Genomic DNA, 15706 nt, shown 5'->3' on the forward strand with positions numbered 1-15706 from the left:
GGTTGTGCGGGGGAACTGGGGTCATGTTATTCGCTTTATGTAACAAAATGTAACTTTATTGTATCTTTATGTAAATTTACCCGCAATAAGCGACTTCTCCCACCTAACTAAAAGGGATTGCCCATCTAAGCAGGGGGTGCTATAACTGTCCGGGTTCTGACTAGAAGCCGGACAGTAGGAAAAACAAGGGAAGGAAAAAGCCATGAATAACGCGGCATCGGGTAACGTGGTCACACTGCACCCAACCACTGAAAGCCGGACAGTTCGCACGCGCTCGGATAACGATGAAGCGCGTGGTCGGAAATACCTGACGCGGGATGAGGTTCACCAGCTTATTGCAGCGGCAAAGAAGGGACGCCATGGCCAGCGTGATGCGCTGATGATTCGCCTGGCGTTTGAGCATGGGTTGCGCATTAGCGAGCTGGTGGCGCTTAAGTGGCAACACTTTGACCTAAACAGCGGCCACACCGTCACGGTACAGCGCGCAAAAGGGTCATTGGATGGCACGCATCCGCTTCAAGGGGAGACGATCCGGGCGCTTAAGCGATACCGGGAGGCGGCAGGCCGTCTAAATGGCTTCGTGTTCGTCAATGAGCGTGGTGCGCCGGTCAGTATCGACGGCTTTAGGAAGATGTTTCACCGAATCAGCGAGAAGACGCTAGGGATGAAGTGGAACCCTCACGCTTTACGCCATGCCTGCGGGGTTCACTTGATTAACAACGGGACGGACATTCGCACGGTGCAGCAATACATGGGGCACGCCAATATTCAAAACACCGTGCTGTACACGGCGCTTTCCGGCAAGCAGTTCGAGCGGCTGGCCTTCTGATTAAGAACCTGCCAACCCCATAAGAATGCGTTATTTCTTTTTAGCCGGTTCCTTATTGTCCATATCTTCCAGTGCAATCTGGTCACTCGGACAGAGGTCGATGGCATCGGAGTGTGTGGTTGCAGTCCAGCTATCGCTATTCGCTTCAACCATGCCGTTTTCACGGCTTATTTTGCGCGTATCTTCATCAGCGGACTGATACTTTGAGAAGCTGTCGATACGCCCGGCATTCTCGCCTAATGCCTTTGTAAACTCACTGCCCCGTTCCTTCTCAATGTCGAGAATCTCTTTGAATCCGCTATCGAGATTGCGATATTGCCTCATAGCCTTGAGGTGCTTAGCTGTTCCTTCCAAAACTCTCTCGTCATCATCGTAATGGCTCACTTCATCCCCTCCTCTTGTAGATATGACTTCCAATATGCCGATAAAACTATCTCTACGCCATACTCGGTAAAGCCGATATACCGTTATCTTAGGGAAAAAGAAAATGATAACGGTATACTTTCAAGCAACGAAAATGCCCTCCAAGCCCAAGGCGAGTTAGTGCTTCGTGCGGGCCTCAAAACGCGCCAGCAGGTCGCTGAAATCCTTGGGGGGCTGGCGGTGGGTTTCGGTGCTTTGCGCAGGTTCCTGGGTAGATGGGAGGGGCGTTGTCTCGCCTTCGGCGGCTGGCGCTGGCAATCGCAGCAGCGCTTGCTCTAGTTGCTCGATGCGTTCACTCATGCGCTCTATTACTGCTGTTTGCTTACGCATTTCATCAAGCAACGCCTGCGTGACAAGCGTGTCACTCGCTGGGTCATCGCGTGTCGAATCCGTGTCACTAGCGGTTAGCTTGCCGGGTGGCTCCCCGTAGCAACGGATCAACTCAGCAAGGTCTAGCACGCGCTTACCATCGCCACGAAAGCCGCATGACAACTGGCCTGACTCGATGTGCCGGTAAAGCGTCTTACGCTGTTTACCGTACAATTTAGCGGCTTCAGTGATAGTAAACTGCATGGCGTGTCACCGCGTAGTCATGGCGTGTCAGTGCATTGTGTGTCACTCGTGACAGCGCGGCAACACTCAATCAAACGTAAAGCCCAGCGGTTTAACGTTGCGCCTCGTCTTCTCTGCCACCTGCTGACGCTCCATAGCATGGGCACGCTGGATAACCTGGGGAGCAATCATTTCCGGCTGACGCTGACGCACTGGCAGCTCTACGGGGTCGCGTGGCTCATGCACCAGCACGGCGGCAATATCAGCGGCATCGTCAAAGGCGCGTGATAGCGCCCGGCGTACCGTCTGCCGTGTTGCAAGTGATGTCAGTTCAAAATCCAGTCCCAACAGGTGGCCATACTGCCCACGTATCAACGTAAAACGATACTGGTCAACGTCCAGTCCCGCCACCAGGGCGCGCACGATCCGGCCTTCATCGGTCGCCAGGGTTTCCAGCGTGGCCACGGCAGCACCATTGCTGTCCACTTCCAGGCGTGTCAGTAGCAAAGCAGGAGGCGACTCAGTAATAGTGCGACGGTCGTTTTCCAGGTATCCCAGCGTTTCGCGCAAGCGTAGTGATTCACAAAAGCGGTCGCTGTTCAGCTCGCGGCGGGTCGATTCGATGGCATGGCGGGGAACGTTAAAACGATGAGTAAGCATGGGTGTTTATCCGGTGGTCATAGTGTCCACATTTTACCATTCAGAGGTAGTCAAAACGATGTAAAACCGCGTAACCATGCGGGTTACAGCCACAAAGAAGCCCGCTCAGTGGCGGGCTTTCTAAGGTTCTTATAACTACCATTATATGTATATTGGGGGCTTACTTAGCGCGGCCAACAACTAACTATAACTGCTATTCTATCTAGTTAGCGGGCCTGCCTTAGGTGTCTAAACAACTAACTATAATCCCTATTATATCTAGTTGTGGTCTACCGCTAGCTCTTCAACGGCCATGGCCACCAGGCGTTGGTAGTCGTCATTCCTGCCGTTTGTTTGGGCACCTAACGTGCCACGCATGATGATATGCGGGATCCGCTCAAGCTGAGGCAAGAGCAGCCCGGTAAGGGTGCGCAGCTCAATATCGCGGCGCGCATCGTTGGGGGCGCGGGCAATACTGGTCACGAATGCCGTGGGCACATCCAGTGCAATGTAACCGCCTTTGCAGCGCCACGTTGCCAATTCACCATACGCGCGCTTTAGCTTAGCAATGCTGTCAGTAATCCGCTTTAGCCGGGCCTCATCGGCAGCGTCTAGCAATTCATCCATCCAGGCTATAAGCGAATCGCGGGCGTTACCCTGCTGGTCTACGGGATAATCAGCCACCTCAGCAGCAGCCAGCTTTGCCGCTCCCTGTAGATGCAACGGTTGCACCTCGGCATAGATGCCAGCAGCTTCAAGCGCGGCTTTAATGTCGGCAGCGTCTACGCTGTCATCAGTCTGAATAACATGTCTACGGTTCATTGCATGGCCTCCTTGCGAGCTAGCTGAAGTGCTAAGCCCATAACGGCGGGGGTGATGCGCTCTTGCCGATACGGTGCCAGCACGGCCACCAGGGCGGCTAATGTCGCGGCGTTCATTGCCGGTAATGTATACTTGCTTTGCATCGTGTTTGCCCTCAAACGTTGGCACGTTGTCATGCCCCCGGCTGTTGGTAGCAGCGCGGGGGCGCTCTCAATTTTTACGCGGCTTTATCGCCCGCTTCATCTAGCGCAAGCTGTGCGTCTTCACTGCCCAGCGCGGCTTCGGTCATTGTTTCTTCTAACAGCAATTTGCCTGCCACGCTTAAACCATCGTGCTCGATTCGGCACAGTTCTGCCAGAAGCACTGATAGTCGTTCAAAGCGGTCCTGCTGCTGTTCTACATGCTGCTCTAGCATTACTGCTCCCTGCTATTTTTCGACGCCGCCACGGCGCTTTTGTAGATACTCACTAATCGCGTCACGCACCTGGTCGGCAAGCCGGATATCTTCGCCCGTTTCCCTCCGGTGCTGACGTGCTAGCTCGTTCAGCTCCTCAAGATGTTTCGGGGGGATACGTGCCGTGATATGCGCTTTGCGCTCGTTTGCCATGCTCGCTTTTCCTTTAGTGTGTTCGCAGAACACAATATAGACAAAAAACAATTAGGCAGCAAGCAATCTAAAGTCTATTTCATGCTTTGCAATATCACGCTGTGAGGCGTTCTAAGCGTCAGCGGTGCTAGCGGGGTAATCAGGCCAGGGGTAGGTCGAGAACGTGGCAGGCGCGGAAAAACTAGCAGCGTGGGCGGGCACTTCCAGGCCGTGGGCGGCGCTAAATGCAACATAATAGTTGTTATGATGAATTTGAGCACCAGCGCTGAAAGCCACGCCACACGGGCGTTTCAGCGGGTTTCCCGTTTCGCGATTTCCCGTTTGTCCTGGGGTTTTTGAGGAGCATGCGAGCGCGAAAAGGCAAATAGGCTAACCTCATCATAACGGTAATTGTGATGCGGTTGGCGTGGCCAGTGAGTTCAGCGCCCCTTAGCTTCCAGGTAGGCGTTTCTGCCTGGTGACTTACTCTGTATGCTCTTCAAATGGAGCTGCTTTACCTTCGCTATCAAGTCCACGCGTTCAGTGGTTTCGTGATAGAAACAAGTAACATAGAAATTTCCTTGCTTATCAAAGCCCCATGAGCCGCCGTCAGATGAATCAGTAAGACACGAACGGATGGTATCACCATCAATTTCAAGCCAAGTGCTCAAGGCGTATTCATGCCGGTAAAAATAGCATTTTCCCCGCTGGTGCCATGCACCATGATGCTCCTGCGCGGGATAGGCTTCCAACGCTTTATGAATCCATCCAGCTTGAATGTGGCACGGCGGTTCTTCACTTCTCAACTGCTGTATTTGCCTCTGAGTCAGCATCGCGGTGCGTCTCCTTGTTTGGGTTTTCTATGCCGCGTCACTGGCTACACTTGGGGCGTTATAGTTATACACGCCACTGTTGCAAGTGTAGCCAGCTAAAGCCGACAACCACGCGGGTTCCAGGCTGTTTTGTAGTTCGACACTTTTAGCAAGGTGTCGAGCGCTTAAACGGGTCGCAAACGTCGCTACGTGCTCATCAATTTGATAAGTATATGCACGCTCTCCACGCTCTTCGTCTCGCGTCCATGTTTGCTCGCTTTTGCCTGACAGCAGCCCCCAGCCGTGAAGTAAATCGCGTGCCCAACGTGTGAAGCTCTGGCTAGACGCCTTTTTGCTAGGAGGCTTAGAAATATCGCCGTACGCAACATGGATGCGTCGCCGGAAGGCATCGGCCACCTTGCGTGCTTTGGCAGCGGTCACGATGATTTCCCCACTGTCCGTTTCTAGCGCCTTCAAAATATCGAGCATTAACCGCGCCTGGGCGTTCTTGTGCTTCAAGTACACAAAGCCCGGCGCTGGGTCGTCGCTTGCTTCCAGGTCGGCTCCTTGGGCGCTGGCCAGCAGCAGGCTTAACCGGCGTGTGCGCTTGGTGAGGTTGTCGTATAGCGCTTCTTCAACCAGCGTAACTGGAAGGCTGCCATCGTCCTCGCAATCGTCGTGGGTAAGCGCTAGCGCTTGCTCAATGCGGTTACGTTCCAGCTTCGCTTGATCCTCCGGCACGGCGCGGGCGGTGCGCTCAAATTGGGCGGCTTCTAGCTCCCCCATGTGGTCAGCGGTGGCGATATGCTCAATGCGGGCGGTGCGTACTGCCTCTCTTGCCAACTTGCGGTCATCAACGCCTTTGGCATCGTTGGAGTAAGCCAGCGTGGTGACTACGCCAATGTTGCCAAGATGCCCGATCAGGGCGTGAAGCGGGTTCGCGTCGTACAGGTTGCGCTGCCACTCAGCCGCCACCATGCCGCGTAATTCGGGTGCGTTGTTCAGCAGGTCGAGGGCGTGGGCGTGATGGGCAATATCCCCTTGAATGTCTTTTAAGCCGATTCGCTGGCGCTGGGGGCGACAAAGGTTAGCCCCCACAATAAAGCGAACCAGGCCGCTAGCAGCGGCGCGGAAACGTCGGGCAAGCTGCCATAGGCCAGCAGCGTCCAGACTGCCCGCGCGGGCGAATACGAAAATATGAGGGGTGATACTGGTCACGCTAACGCCAACGCTTAGCGCGGGCGAATAGATAATGAGCTGCCAACGCTTAGCCTGGTCATTGGGGTTTGCCCGGAATGCTGCCTGCTCTTTGCCGTCTGCGTTACTGCCGTGGATGCACAGCGCGCCCCCGGTGGCCATGGGGGCGTACAGGGCGTGCAACCGTTCGGCCTGCTCTCGGCTGTCGGTGGGCAGTACAACACGCTCCCCGGCTTGCAGCAGGCGAATAATCTCAGCATGGCAGGGCGTTGAGGCGGTGTTTTTGCCGTCATGCTCAACGATCAGTTCCGGGTAGACCGCTGCCATCGGGTCGGGGTGCTTTTGCTCGGTGCAAGCCACCACGCGGCAGCCCATGAGTTCAGCCAGCACCTTGGCGCACGGCGTACCGTCACCATCGAGCATAAGCGTTTGCACACCAGCGCCCGCTAGGCGGGTTAGCGTGCTGATAATTTCATGCCGCTGGCGGCTACCGAGGATGCTGCCGTCCGTATCGCGACTGAAAAGCAGCCCAGCCACGGCGGCGGCTTCGTCGATCACGATAACGCCGCGTTCGTACTCGATACGCTCCAAAAATCCCGCTAGCTTTGGGCTATTCAGGCTGTGAAGCGTGGTCGATACTGTGTGTGAAGCGTCCAGCGTGGGGGCGTTGTCGCTGTAGTGAGTCGCGCTAAAGACCTCTGCGTTTGCCCACGTAAGAGCGCGTAGCACCGTGACGGTGAGCACCGGGCGCCCTTCGGCCTGGGCTTGGTGCACGACGCGCCCACCCAGCTCTTTTGTCTTGCCTGCGCCTAGCTTTGCCAGCGTAAAAAGGCTTTCCCGGCTGGTGCTGAACACGTCTGCAACGTCTGCAAAGCGGTCGAACGTCTGCGTGGGACGGGCGTCACTGTGCAGCGGTTGGGCGTTGTGCTTGATGTGGTTCATCCAGACCTGGACCGCATAATCCAGCGTTGCGCCTACTTCGCTAGCGGCGGCTTCCAGCCCGCTAGCCGTGGCCGTGGCACGGTGGCGATAGCACGCGCTGATAATGTCGCGGGTGTCCGGCTCAGGGGCTAGCACTAGCGTTTCAGGGGCGGCTTGCTGAGCCTCTTGGGGTGCTTCGGCAGTAATGCGAAAAGTGCGCCCGCCGTGGGCTAGCGAGAAAATACGACAGCCCTTTTCATCGGCATAGATCAAGCCTTGACTGTTGTTCGCGTTATCGTTGAAGGGGTCTTGTGGGTCACGGCAGTGTTTGCCGTTGTACTGTAACGGGTTAGCTAAAATGTCCCCAGCAAGGATGGTTTGACCGGTGCCGAGAATCAGGGGCGCGTCAGGGGTTAGCACTAGGCGGTCAAGCGATAGCCAGCGACGGCGCTGGGGCTCTCGCTGTGCGGGCGGTAGTGCATCTAGCAGTGTTTTCCGCTGACGGTGTACCGATGCCACGGCCTTGGCCTTGCTAGCGCGCTTAGCGTTGTTCACGGCGGTTTGCTGGGCGTCTGTTAGCGCTTTAATGCGTACCGGATTTAGCGGCTCGGCGTCATCATTGACGACTTTAATAACCGTGGGCGCTGTGCGTGAAAGCGGTGCTTCCACCAGCGGCGCGGCGGCGTAGTCCAGTCGTTCCGGTTGCCATACGCTGGCATCCACCAGGCAGCGCTCCAGGGCGGCGGGGTTATCGCCCTTGCTCAGCTCATGGTAGCCATGGCCAGTCATCCAAAGAGCGTCATAAAGCTGCCGTCCGATAGTGGGAATAGCGCCAGCGTCGCCAACAATCACGTAGCAATGCAGCCCGCCTTGTGAGGTTTTCCCGGTGGCCGGGTCGAAAATGGCGGCAGAACTTGAGCGCGTCCATACCTGCGGCGCTGCGTCCAGTTCAGGCATCGCACTAGCCAGCGCTTGGCGTAGTGCCGGAATGCTATCGGCGTCGTGTTTCCCGTCAAAATCGAGGAACAGCACGCCGGGGCCGGTGGGCCATGTGAAATTATCGCGTGAACGACTGATTTCGCCGGGGCGTAGGTAGTTGCGTGGCCCGATATTGGCGGTTAAGCGGTCAGTGACGCCATACGCTACGGCTTGTGTAGGTGCTAAATGGTTAAGAAAATGCGCCAGCCCTTGGGCACCGTTCACGTCGATACGCTGTGCCGTACCACGCGCTAGCGAGGCCGATTCTTTACCAACGCCGCCATCGTCGCGCTTGAAAATGCGCTTTGTCAGCGGGTCACGCGAACTGAAAAGCGTGAATTGAAGGGTCGTTCTGACTGTACTCACTGCTAATCCCTAGCAGTGCTTCAGCCCCGGTATTACTTGCAAAGTAATACTCTGAGCGACTAAACTTGAAGTTAGCAAAGCAGCGTGTTTCATCGAAACTTCGCTGCTTTTGCTGTAAAATGACTTCAACGTTTACGCGCTGGGGTCATCAGCACACTGCAAATTGTGTAGCAGCACTGGGAAGCTTTGGTCGGTGTACCCAGTGACTGCGATGAAAAAGACAGATTCTTTCTGTGCAATTAAGCCTAGAGCTGGTAACTCTGGGCTTTTTTGTGTCTGCACGTCCTGAATCTTACCTGCCGAGCCTTGTTGCTGCCCAGCAAAAAGCATTTTACATGATTCGTTCATACTGTTGTGAGGGCTATAGAAAAATCCTCTACACAGCAAGCGTTTAGCCATTCCCATAGTGAGAATAAACAGCCATGAATAACGCCACAGCAGCCCGCTTGGCGCGTTATCGTGAGACGCCTTCATGGTGCCCCAACTATTGCATTAAAAAAACTCAAGCGACCATGCGCCGGTGTGCTTCTTCCAGGTCATAAGCGTTTTGCAGTCTCAGCCAGTACCCTTCTGTTGTTCCAAAGTAGCGCGAAAGCCGGATATCTGTATCAGCCGTGATGCCACGGCGGCCAAGCGTAATATCGCCTACGCGCGTAGAAGGCATCCCGGTTGCTTCAGCCAAGGCGCGCTTGGTCAGCCCCATTGGTTCCATAAAATCTTCCCAGAGAATTTCGCCGGGGTGAATGTTGGGTAGTCGCTTAGCCATGTGTTAGCTCCTAGTGATAATCAACAATTTCAACTTCATACGCATGTCCGTTTTCAAACCGAAAGCATAGTCTCCACTGATCGTTAATGCGGATGCTATGCTGCCCTTCGCGGTCACCCTTCAAGGCCTCAAGCCTATTTCCGGGCGGGATGCGTAGATCATCCAAAGCATGAGCTGCGCCAAGTTGCCTCAGCTTTTTACGAGCGTTGCGCTGCATATTCTGCGGCAGCTTGCGCGATACGTTGCCCTGGTCGATGGTTTCGGCTTGCTTATCCTTGAAACTTTTAATCACCCGCTTTCCCCAGCCAAAACCTGAATCAAGCATAATGCATAACGTTCAACATTGCATAGAGTAAACGTGGCGGGAATATCGCACTCTTGGCAGCAAGGTATCTTTCCACCTTTGAGCCCGGCGTTATGTGGTGGGAATATCGCACCTTACTCAAAAAAAACCGCCACGCGGGCGGTTATGCTGCTCGCTTTTGCTTCACCTTACGCCTTTGCGGCGTGGCGGCTATGCCCGCTCCATAGCCGCGCGCTACGCATCGCTCGATAGCACGCGCGACTGCTTCAACGTCAGCTCCCAGAGGCTCGCAAAGGGTGCGTAGCTGGCGTTGCTCGCCACGTAGGTCGCGTAAGGCACGCCCGTTATCAAAATTTTGACGCCCCAGGGCGGCGGTCATAACGTCTTGTGCGTACAGCTTCACTGCCGTGATCCACATCTTTACCGCCCCTTCAGAGCGGGGGTCGTAACCCCCGCACCCCGCGTCAACGTCATGCTGCCGTTCTATTTCGCGTTCCATCGTTTCCCCGGCTGTATCAGATGGCGACGTAGTTAACGCCCAGCCGCGCCTGGTCATGCGCTGCGCGCTGGCCGGAGCTGCTGATTTGCTGCTTCAAGCGCTCCAGGCGGTCATGGGTCAGGGAAAGCCGGGCCGAATAAATGGACTGAATATCAGGAACGGCTACGCCTGCATTTTTCGCCGTGTATACCGCTTCGGCTGCGTGTTTGCGCACACTTGCCTCAGTCAGCAAATAGTGACTGATTTGCTCTTCCAGCGCTGTGAGCGCATCAAAATCGATCTCTGATAATGCCGCGTGGGCCTCGGCCAAGGCTTCACCGTGGGCTTTAGCGATGCCGTCAAATTTCGCGCTTACGTCCGCTGCTTTGAGCGCTGCCAGCGCATTTTCTAGCTCATTACGGCGGGCCGACCGCTTGCGTTGCCGACCTGCATAAAGCGTTGCCTCGGCACGAATCTCGGCGGCTTCTTGAGCGGCTACTTGCTCAGCTTCTGCCTTAAAATCGCGGCGACCGTGGGTAGAAAAGTCCTTTCGATCTTCCTCTTTGAGCTGCGCCAGCTCGCTTTCAATCTCAGTCATGCTCATACGTTCTGCTGGTGCTTTTGTGGCTGCATTCATTGGTTATTACCTGCTTGGTTAATGTCGTGGTCGATACGCTTGGCCAGCGCTTCAAGGGGGTAGCTTTCGCCATATTGAGCGGCAAGCTCGCGCCCAAACTTGCTATGACCGATTTGTAAGACGTTCTCGCAATGCTTGATCTGAAAAGGGGTCAGGTCGGTGTCATAAGCACCGTGAACCAGCCCGCCGTAGCTGCCGAAGCGCTTCTCTACGGCCTCTAGCTCGGCAGCTTGCTGTTCTGTTAATTCATTCACTGTGTTTCTCACTCTGCTGTTTACTGTGCATGTCGCGTACTTCTTCGCGTCGTTGTTCAAGCCACTCGACTTCGCCTTCGATTTCTTCTTCGTACTCAAGCGATAAGCGCTCTAATTCGTCGTCAGTCATGCCGCCTTCCGGCTCGGGCGGCTCGTAAGTTGACAGCTCGGCGCGTACTCGCTGTTGAAGACTGAAAGGCACGGCCAGGCCAGCGCGCTCCACTCGCTCGGCAGTATCCACGGCAGATAAGCCAGCGGCTTCGGCTTCATCAAGGATGCGGGCAAGGGTATTTGCCACGTAGGCTGGCGTGGCTTTGATACGCTCTTTCTCAGCCACCAGGGCAGAAATGCGCCCCATCGAGCGGTCGATCAGACCTTCAAAGTCAGGCCGTTCGCGTTTAGTGGCGGTGCCGAGGTGGTCGTTGCGAACTTCAGTAAGCGGGTAGTCACCATGCGCCAGCGCGCCATATTCGGCCTTTGCGGCCCACGCGGCTTTCTCTTGCAGCAGGGCGTGAAGCCTGGCTTCTTCAAGCTGGATCAGGCTTTCCAGCCGCTTTGGGCTGGGAGCGTCTGGGGTGATGCGCTCAACAATTTCGGGTGGGTGATAGCGGGCATAAGCCCCGTGCTTGCGGGCGGCCTGGTTGCCGGGCGCAAACCAGTTTTGCTGGTTTACGGGGTGTAAGCCGCGTCGATCTTTCATAGCGCACCACCTGCACGGAGGCGCTTAGCATTAGCCGCCCGGCGCTCTTGGTCTTCAATTTCTAGTCCTCGCAACTGCACGTAGCGTTCGACTTGCTCAAGCCTAACGTGAAGCTCGTTGCGCTCGCAGATAGCGCGTAGCTGGGCCCGGTGACAGTCCCGTTGGTTTTCATTGCTAGCAACGTAACGCTCGCCAAAAAATGGCGTGAAGTCGTCCGCATTGAGCAAAGGCCGCGCTATCGTGACGCTATATGCGTCGATAACAGCTTGAATGTTCTCGAACGTAGCGATGGGCTTACCGCTGGCGTCGAGATGGGGCCAGGCAATGGAGAGACGCTGATCGAGGGCGGGTAGCTGTTTCATGCTGATCCTATCCGAACGTTGCGGCAATGTCTGATTTGTTCACGGTCGTGAATGTCTGCAGCTCAATCGTCACGCTGCCCCGCAAGGGGTAGCCATCGCGCCCGATCGGGCCGTCGAGTGGGCGGCCAACGGTGGTGATAACGCACTTGGGATAAATGATTTGCCGACCGGCATTCAGGGTCACAAAATCCGGGATTCGCCCGCCAGGCGTGATGCCCCCCAGAAGTTCTGGCGACACAGCTTTCTCAAGCTCGATAAACGCGGCCTGCACTTCTCGGTAAGCGTCAGAAATCGCGTACAGCTCAAGCACTAGGTTAAAGGTTAGCGGCGTGGTGCCGCTCCACACCTGCGTGGTGTTGAGCGTGCCCTTGCTGGTTTGGCCAGCTTCTATACCAACGCCTTCGAGCGCGCCAGCTTGGAGTAGGCCACCCTGCTTGCTGAAATAAGAGCCAGGGGTGTCGTTCTCAAACGGGCTTTCCCATAAGGAAGTCAGCTCACGGCTCGAACCTTCGCCAATGATCCCCACGACTAGCGCGTCGGGCGTTTGGATGAACGCTTTGAGGTGATCGCTGACCGTAGGGTCGTTGGTGCCCACGGCATTCATTAGCGGGACTCCTGACGCTCAAGGGCATCAATTAAGACGACGCCGAAGAGCGCTAAAGTATTACCGTCTGCCGCTTGTGCGTGCAGGTCGCGACGATAACTATCGATCTGCTTTGCAGTCGGTCGTGCTGATTTAGCTCCTCTGGGTCTTCCAGGGCCGCCAGTTGTCAGATTTTTTGTATTCATTTATCACGCTAAGTTACATTTAGTTACAAACTAAGGTGTATAAGAAAAAAGGTCAAATAAAACTCGAAATAAAACACATAAAAATCAATATATTGCATTCAATGCAATATGCCTTAATGCCCCAGCTCATCAAATTCTATCCATCGCCATTAGCGTTAAAACGGAATCACTAAAGTTGATCTGAATGTCATTAACGCCTGGTGCGCTTTCGCCACCGCGCGGGGAACGCGGGCTATTAGCGCTGACTGGCTGAGCGTTACTGGCAAGGCTTGGGGCAGCAGCAGGGGCGGGGACTGGTGCCCGTTCGCGACGCTCGCGCCTTAGCGCCCCCGAAGGTTGCGGTTGTCGTGGGCTAAAGGCTTTGGCGGCTTGGCGGTCATCAATCGGCGTCACCGGCTCGCTGGGCAGCACCGGCTCTACGGCTGGCGTGCCGTTAATGGCGTAGTCCATCGCAGCGGCCACCGTCATGGGGCGCGCGTCTGCCTCAGCGGCGGCGGGGCTTGCCGGGGAAGTTGGGGCGGCAATGGAAGGGGGCGGGCGGTTATTTTCGCTGGTGCTGCCAGGCTCTCCCGTTTGGCTTTCAGCAGCGCGGGCCTGCGAAATGGCGCGCACGTCCTCGCGTTCACGGGCGTAACGCTCACGCCCTGCACTGGGCTGCACAAAGTCGCTGGCATAGTCACCACGCGCATCGTAAAGCGCGTCGATAACCTCGCTTTCAGTGGCATCCGGGCCTACGCGGCTCATGGCGTCGTCAATGATCTTTCGATTACCTTCGCCTGAATGCTGAACAGACTGCGAGTAAAGCGCCTCTTGAATCGCCTCGCTATCAGTGTCCATGCCCTGAGTAGCGGCGTAGTTGGCCACGGGGTCATAGTGAGTGCGCTTAATGAAGGCCTGCTGGGCATCCCCGAACGCTTCGCCATCTTGGGCGGCAATTTCCCGGTAGCGAGCTGAAAATTCATCACTGCCAGGCCGCATGCCTGCGAATTGATCGCGGTAGGCGGCTCCTTCTTGGCTGTCTAAGAACACCTGCATGGTGCCCGCCTCGGAGGAAAGCTGGTGCTTTCCGTAGGAGACGCCACCAGGATCGTTAATCCCCGTAGACACGGTGCTGACACCAACACCGCTGGATTCATATTTTTCAGCGACGCGCCCGAAGTCGTCACGCTCTACCAGGCTTGCGTCGGTACTCGCTTGCGCAGACCGCGCGCCAGCCCCCGGCATGCCGCCAAAGGAGCGCGGTGCTTGTGTAGATTGCGGCGCTGGGGAGCCACCACCTGAAAACCAAGTGGTCGGGTTGTACCATTTGCGCTCTAACGCTTCCTGGCGTTTCAGACGCTCTTCGCGCTCGTCCAGGGCTTTGCGGGCCTCTTCCTCCACGTTATCCATGGTGCTGGCCACCGCATCGCCCACGGTGCGGCCTGCTTTTTCGCCGCCCCATGCGCCCAGCGCGCCGCCGATAATGCCGCCCAATAAGCCGCCGATGCCGGTTCCTACAATGGGAACGACAGAGCCAGCCGCCGCGCCAACCCCCGCACCAGCCGCCGCGCCTGCCAACGCACCCCCACCTGCGCCAACGCCGGTCGAAACGGCGGTGGTGGTGCGCTGGGCTTGGGTTAAGTCGTCGCGTTCGGCTAGCTCGTTTTGCGTCGCGTTATACGCTAGCGCGCCGGTGACAGGAGCCGCTAACGCGCCAAGCGTCCGGCTAATGCCGGTAAGGGCGCGGGCGGTGCCGGAAGCGCCGCTGCTGGCTGAACTGGCCGCTTGAGCCGCCCTAGCTGCCCCGCTGGTGGCGTTGGAGGCCGTAGGTGTCGCAGCAGCGCTAGCGCTGGAAGGTGTGAAAGGGCTTCTTACACGGTCCCATAGGCGGCCCATGCGGCCACGCGGTGCGGTGCCTCCTCCAGCCGCGCCACCACGACCGCCCGCACCACCTGGCGTTGCACGCCCCAAGCCCGCACGGGTAGGAAGTATGCTGGTGCCGCCCCCACCCTGAATGCGTTTGACCTCTTTAACGACTTCTTCAAAGCCATCTTCATTGGTCGCGGCGATAGCCTGCAGTTCGTCGCTAATATCGTCGTGGCGCGCTTCTGCTTGCTTGCCCTGCTCACGATCAGCAGCGGCAGCCTTGGATTGTGTCTCTTCACTGGCGTTGCGGCGCTTTTCCCAGTGACCACGCGCCCACTGGTACAGCTCGCGGGCTTTGGAATCTTCCCCCGCTAGCTCCTGGTAACCCGAATACACCTCTTTGGCGGCCGAGTAGTAGGCATTACCTACGGCGGTGCCCACCCCATCGGTCGCGTCGCCCTGTTCCGTGAGTGTTTCGTGGGCTATCTCCCCCAGCTTGCTTAGCAGCGTGTCGGTTTTATCCTCTTGCTTCGCCTGCTGGCGCTCTTCACGGGCCTTGGCTTGCGCTAGCTCGGCTTTCGACATTCCCGCTTTTTCGTCACGGGATAGGAACCTGCCCCCATCCCCGCGCAAGGGCATCTTGCGCAGTTCGTCAGCGGTAAGCGGCTTATCCGTAGGCTTAACGTCTGCCGTTGCCTCAGCGCTCGGCTTTTCGGGGGAAGGGGGGCGGTTACGGGTGGCCGTTGATCGGGCTACCGTGGCCAGTGGCTCCGCGTTCATCGGCTCGCGGTGACCGGTAGTGCGCGGCTGGCGTATAGGGGGCAGGGTGCGTTCTGCCTGGCGTTCGATCCGCTTAACGCGGTACACCTGTTGGCGCAGCTGGTCCGTATTCGTCGCGGTGTTTTGCGATGCCGCCAAGCGAGCGGTACTGACAGGCATGGCCACGCTGCTTGCATTGGCGGCCTCTCGCGTAGGCGCAGCCACCGCCGTGGCGCGCTTGGGCACCCCCACGGCACGCCCGGCAGTGTTGCGCTCGATGCGCTTTAAGGCATCCAGCACGCCATTTTGGGCGGGATCAAGGGGCGCTAGATCAAACGGCTGTGACGCTGGAAAGAACAGCAGGTTAGGCGCTGGGGCGTTAGCAGCATTCGCCCCAGCACGCTTATCTGTTGCTACCCTTACTGTAGGCTCTGCATCGCTTTTAGCTTCTTCTGCATCGCTTTCTCCAGGCTGATTGCGACGGATTTGGGCGTCTGCGAAGTGTTCGCTCATTGTCCGCCACCCCCTTGGTTTCTGACTGTCTCACATAGCACCACCAGGCCAAGCGCTAACGTGTCGCCTTCATTGGCACGGCGTCGTAACTCGCGGCGATATTCATCTAGCTGCTTTGGGGTTGGAGTCGCGCGAATAAGCCCTTTTTGCTTTCCTGGGCGGGGTGGGTTGTGC

General features: G+C 56.9%; 20 protein-coding genes. 1 reads left to right on the forward strand and 19 read right to left on the reverse strand.

Features of this window, described 5'->3' with window-relative positions; all coding sequences use genetic code 11:
- Positions 1 to 202 precede the first annotated feature (202 nt).
- Complete coding sequence (locus BIS10_RS11975; RefSeq protein ID WP_253505532.1) at positions 203 to 829, forward strand: tyrosine-type recombinase/integrase; 627 nt, start codon at positions 203 to 205, stop codon at positions 827 to 829.
- Between the two features lie 30 nt (positions 830 to 859).
- On the opposite strand, the gene BIS10_RS11980 is transcribed toward BIS10_RS11975, so the two are convergent.
- From BIS10_RS11980 to BIS10_RS12070, 19 genes are all read right to left on the reverse strand, one after another.
- The gene (locus BIS10_RS11980) at positions 860 to 1213 is read right to left on the reverse strand and encodes a hypothetical protein (protein WP_253505534.1); all 354 of its coding nucleotides are present in this window, start codon (positions 1211 to 1213) and stop codon (positions 860 to 862) included.
- Between the two features lie 156 nt (positions 1214 to 1369).
- Positions 1370 to 1825: a helix-turn-helix domain-containing protein gene (locus BIS10_RS11985; RefSeq protein WP_253505536.1), complete on the reverse strand. Its 456-nt coding sequence runs from the start codon at positions 1823 to 1825 to the stop codon at positions 1370 to 1372.
- A gap of 66 nt (positions 1826 to 1891) precedes the next feature.
- On the reverse strand, positions 1892 to 2464 hold the full coding sequence (locus BIS10_RS11990) for a hypothetical protein (protein WP_253505538.1): 573 nt from the start codon (positions 2462 to 2464) through the stop codon (positions 1892 to 1894).
- Between the two features lie 258 nt (positions 2465 to 2722).
- Complete coding sequence (locus BIS10_RS11995; RefSeq protein WP_253505540.1) at positions 2723 to 3265, reverse strand: hypothetical protein; 543 nt, start codon at positions 3263 to 3265, stop codon at positions 2723 to 2725.
- A complete protein-coding gene (locus BIS10_RS12000) occupies positions 3262 to 3408 on the reverse strand; it encodes a hypothetical protein (protein WP_253505542.1) in 147 nt (48 codons plus the stop codon). The genes BIS10_RS11995 and BIS10_RS12000 overlap by 4 nt, the downstream gene beginning before the upstream one ends.
- 74 nt (positions 3409 to 3482) lie before the next feature.
- The gene (locus BIS10_RS12005; protein WP_253505544.1) at positions 3483 to 3680 is read right to left on the reverse strand and encodes a hypothetical protein; all 198 of its coding nucleotides are present in this window, start codon (positions 3678 to 3680) and stop codon (positions 3483 to 3485) included.
- A 12-nt stretch (positions 3681 to 3692) separates the two neighbouring features.
- Positions 3693 to 3872: a hypothetical protein gene (locus BIS10_RS12010; RefSeq protein WP_253505546.1), complete on the reverse strand. Its 180-nt coding sequence runs from the start codon at positions 3870 to 3872 to the stop codon at positions 3693 to 3695.
- Between the two features lie 419 nt (positions 3873 to 4291).
- The gene (locus BIS10_RS12015) at positions 4292 to 4684 is read right to left on the reverse strand and encodes a hypothetical protein (RefSeq protein WP_253505548.1); all 393 of its coding nucleotides are present in this window, start codon (positions 4682 to 4684) and stop codon (positions 4292 to 4294) included.
- Between the two features lie 27 nt (positions 4685 to 4711).
- The gene (locus BIS10_RS12020) at positions 4712 to 8125 is read right to left on the reverse strand and encodes a hypothetical protein (protein WP_253505550.1); all 3414 of its coding nucleotides are present in this window, start codon (positions 8123 to 8125) and stop codon (positions 4712 to 4714) included.
- A 132-nt stretch (positions 8126 to 8257) separates the two neighbouring features.
- Positions 8258 to 8599, reverse strand: a complete 342-nt coding sequence (locus tag BIS10_RS12025) for a hypothetical protein (protein WP_253505551.1) — start codon at positions 8597 to 8599, stop codon at positions 8258 to 8260.
- 28 nt (positions 8600 to 8627) lie between these two features.
- Entirely contained in the window at positions 8628 to 8891 is a 264-nt protein-coding gene (locus BIS10_RS12030) for a HigA family addiction module antitoxin (RefSeq protein ID WP_253505553.1), read from the reverse strand.
- Between the two features lie 10 nt (positions 8892 to 8901).
- Entirely contained in the window at positions 8902 to 9183 is a 282-nt protein-coding gene (locus BIS10_RS12035; protein WP_253505569.1) for a type II toxin-antitoxin system RelE/ParE family toxin, read from the reverse strand.
- A 175-nt stretch (positions 9184 to 9358) separates the two neighbouring features.
- Positions 9359 to 9694 (reverse strand): hypothetical protein, encoded by a 336-nt coding sequence (locus tag BIS10_RS12040; RefSeq protein WP_253505555.1) that lies wholly within the window; start codon positions 9692 to 9694, stop codon positions 9359 to 9361.
- 16 nt (positions 9695 to 9710) lie between these two features.
- The gene (locus BIS10_RS12045) at positions 9711 to 10277 is read right to left on the reverse strand and encodes a hypothetical protein (protein ID WP_253505557.1); all 567 of its coding nucleotides are present in this window, start codon (positions 10275 to 10277) and stop codon (positions 9711 to 9713) included.
- A 29-nt stretch (positions 10278 to 10306) separates the two neighbouring features.
- Positions 10307 to 10564, reverse strand: a complete 258-nt coding sequence (locus BIS10_RS12050; RefSeq protein WP_253505559.1) for a hypothetical protein — start codon at positions 10562 to 10564, stop codon at positions 10307 to 10309.
- Entirely contained in the window at positions 10557 to 11264 is a 708-nt protein-coding gene (locus BIS10_RS12055; RefSeq protein ID WP_253505561.1) for a hypothetical protein, read from the reverse strand. The genes BIS10_RS12050 and BIS10_RS12055 overlap by 8 nt, the downstream gene beginning before the upstream one ends.
- Entirely contained in the window at positions 11261 to 11626 is a 366-nt protein-coding gene (locus tag BIS10_RS12060; protein WP_253505563.1) for a hypothetical protein, read from the reverse strand. The genes BIS10_RS12055 and BIS10_RS12060 overlap by 4 nt, the downstream gene beginning before the upstream one ends.
- A 7-nt stretch (positions 11627 to 11633) precedes the next feature.
- Complete coding sequence (locus tag BIS10_RS12065) at positions 11634 to 12230, reverse strand: hypothetical protein (protein ID WP_253505565.1); 597 nt, start codon at positions 12228 to 12230, stop codon at positions 11634 to 11636.
- Between the two features lie 314 nt (positions 12231 to 12544).
- Positions 12545 to 15532, reverse strand: coding sequence for a hypothetical protein (locus tag BIS10_RS12070; protein WP_253505567.1), 2988 nt, complete (start codon positions 15530 to 15532; stop codon positions 12545 to 12547).
- Between the last annotated feature and the right edge of the window lie 174 nt (positions 15533 to 15706).

The organism is Halomonas sp. 707B3, from assembly GCF_024158645.1.
Classification (GTDB): Bacteria; Pseudomonadota; Gammaproteobacteria; order Pseudomonadales; family Halomonadaceae; genus Vreelandella; species Vreelandella lionensis.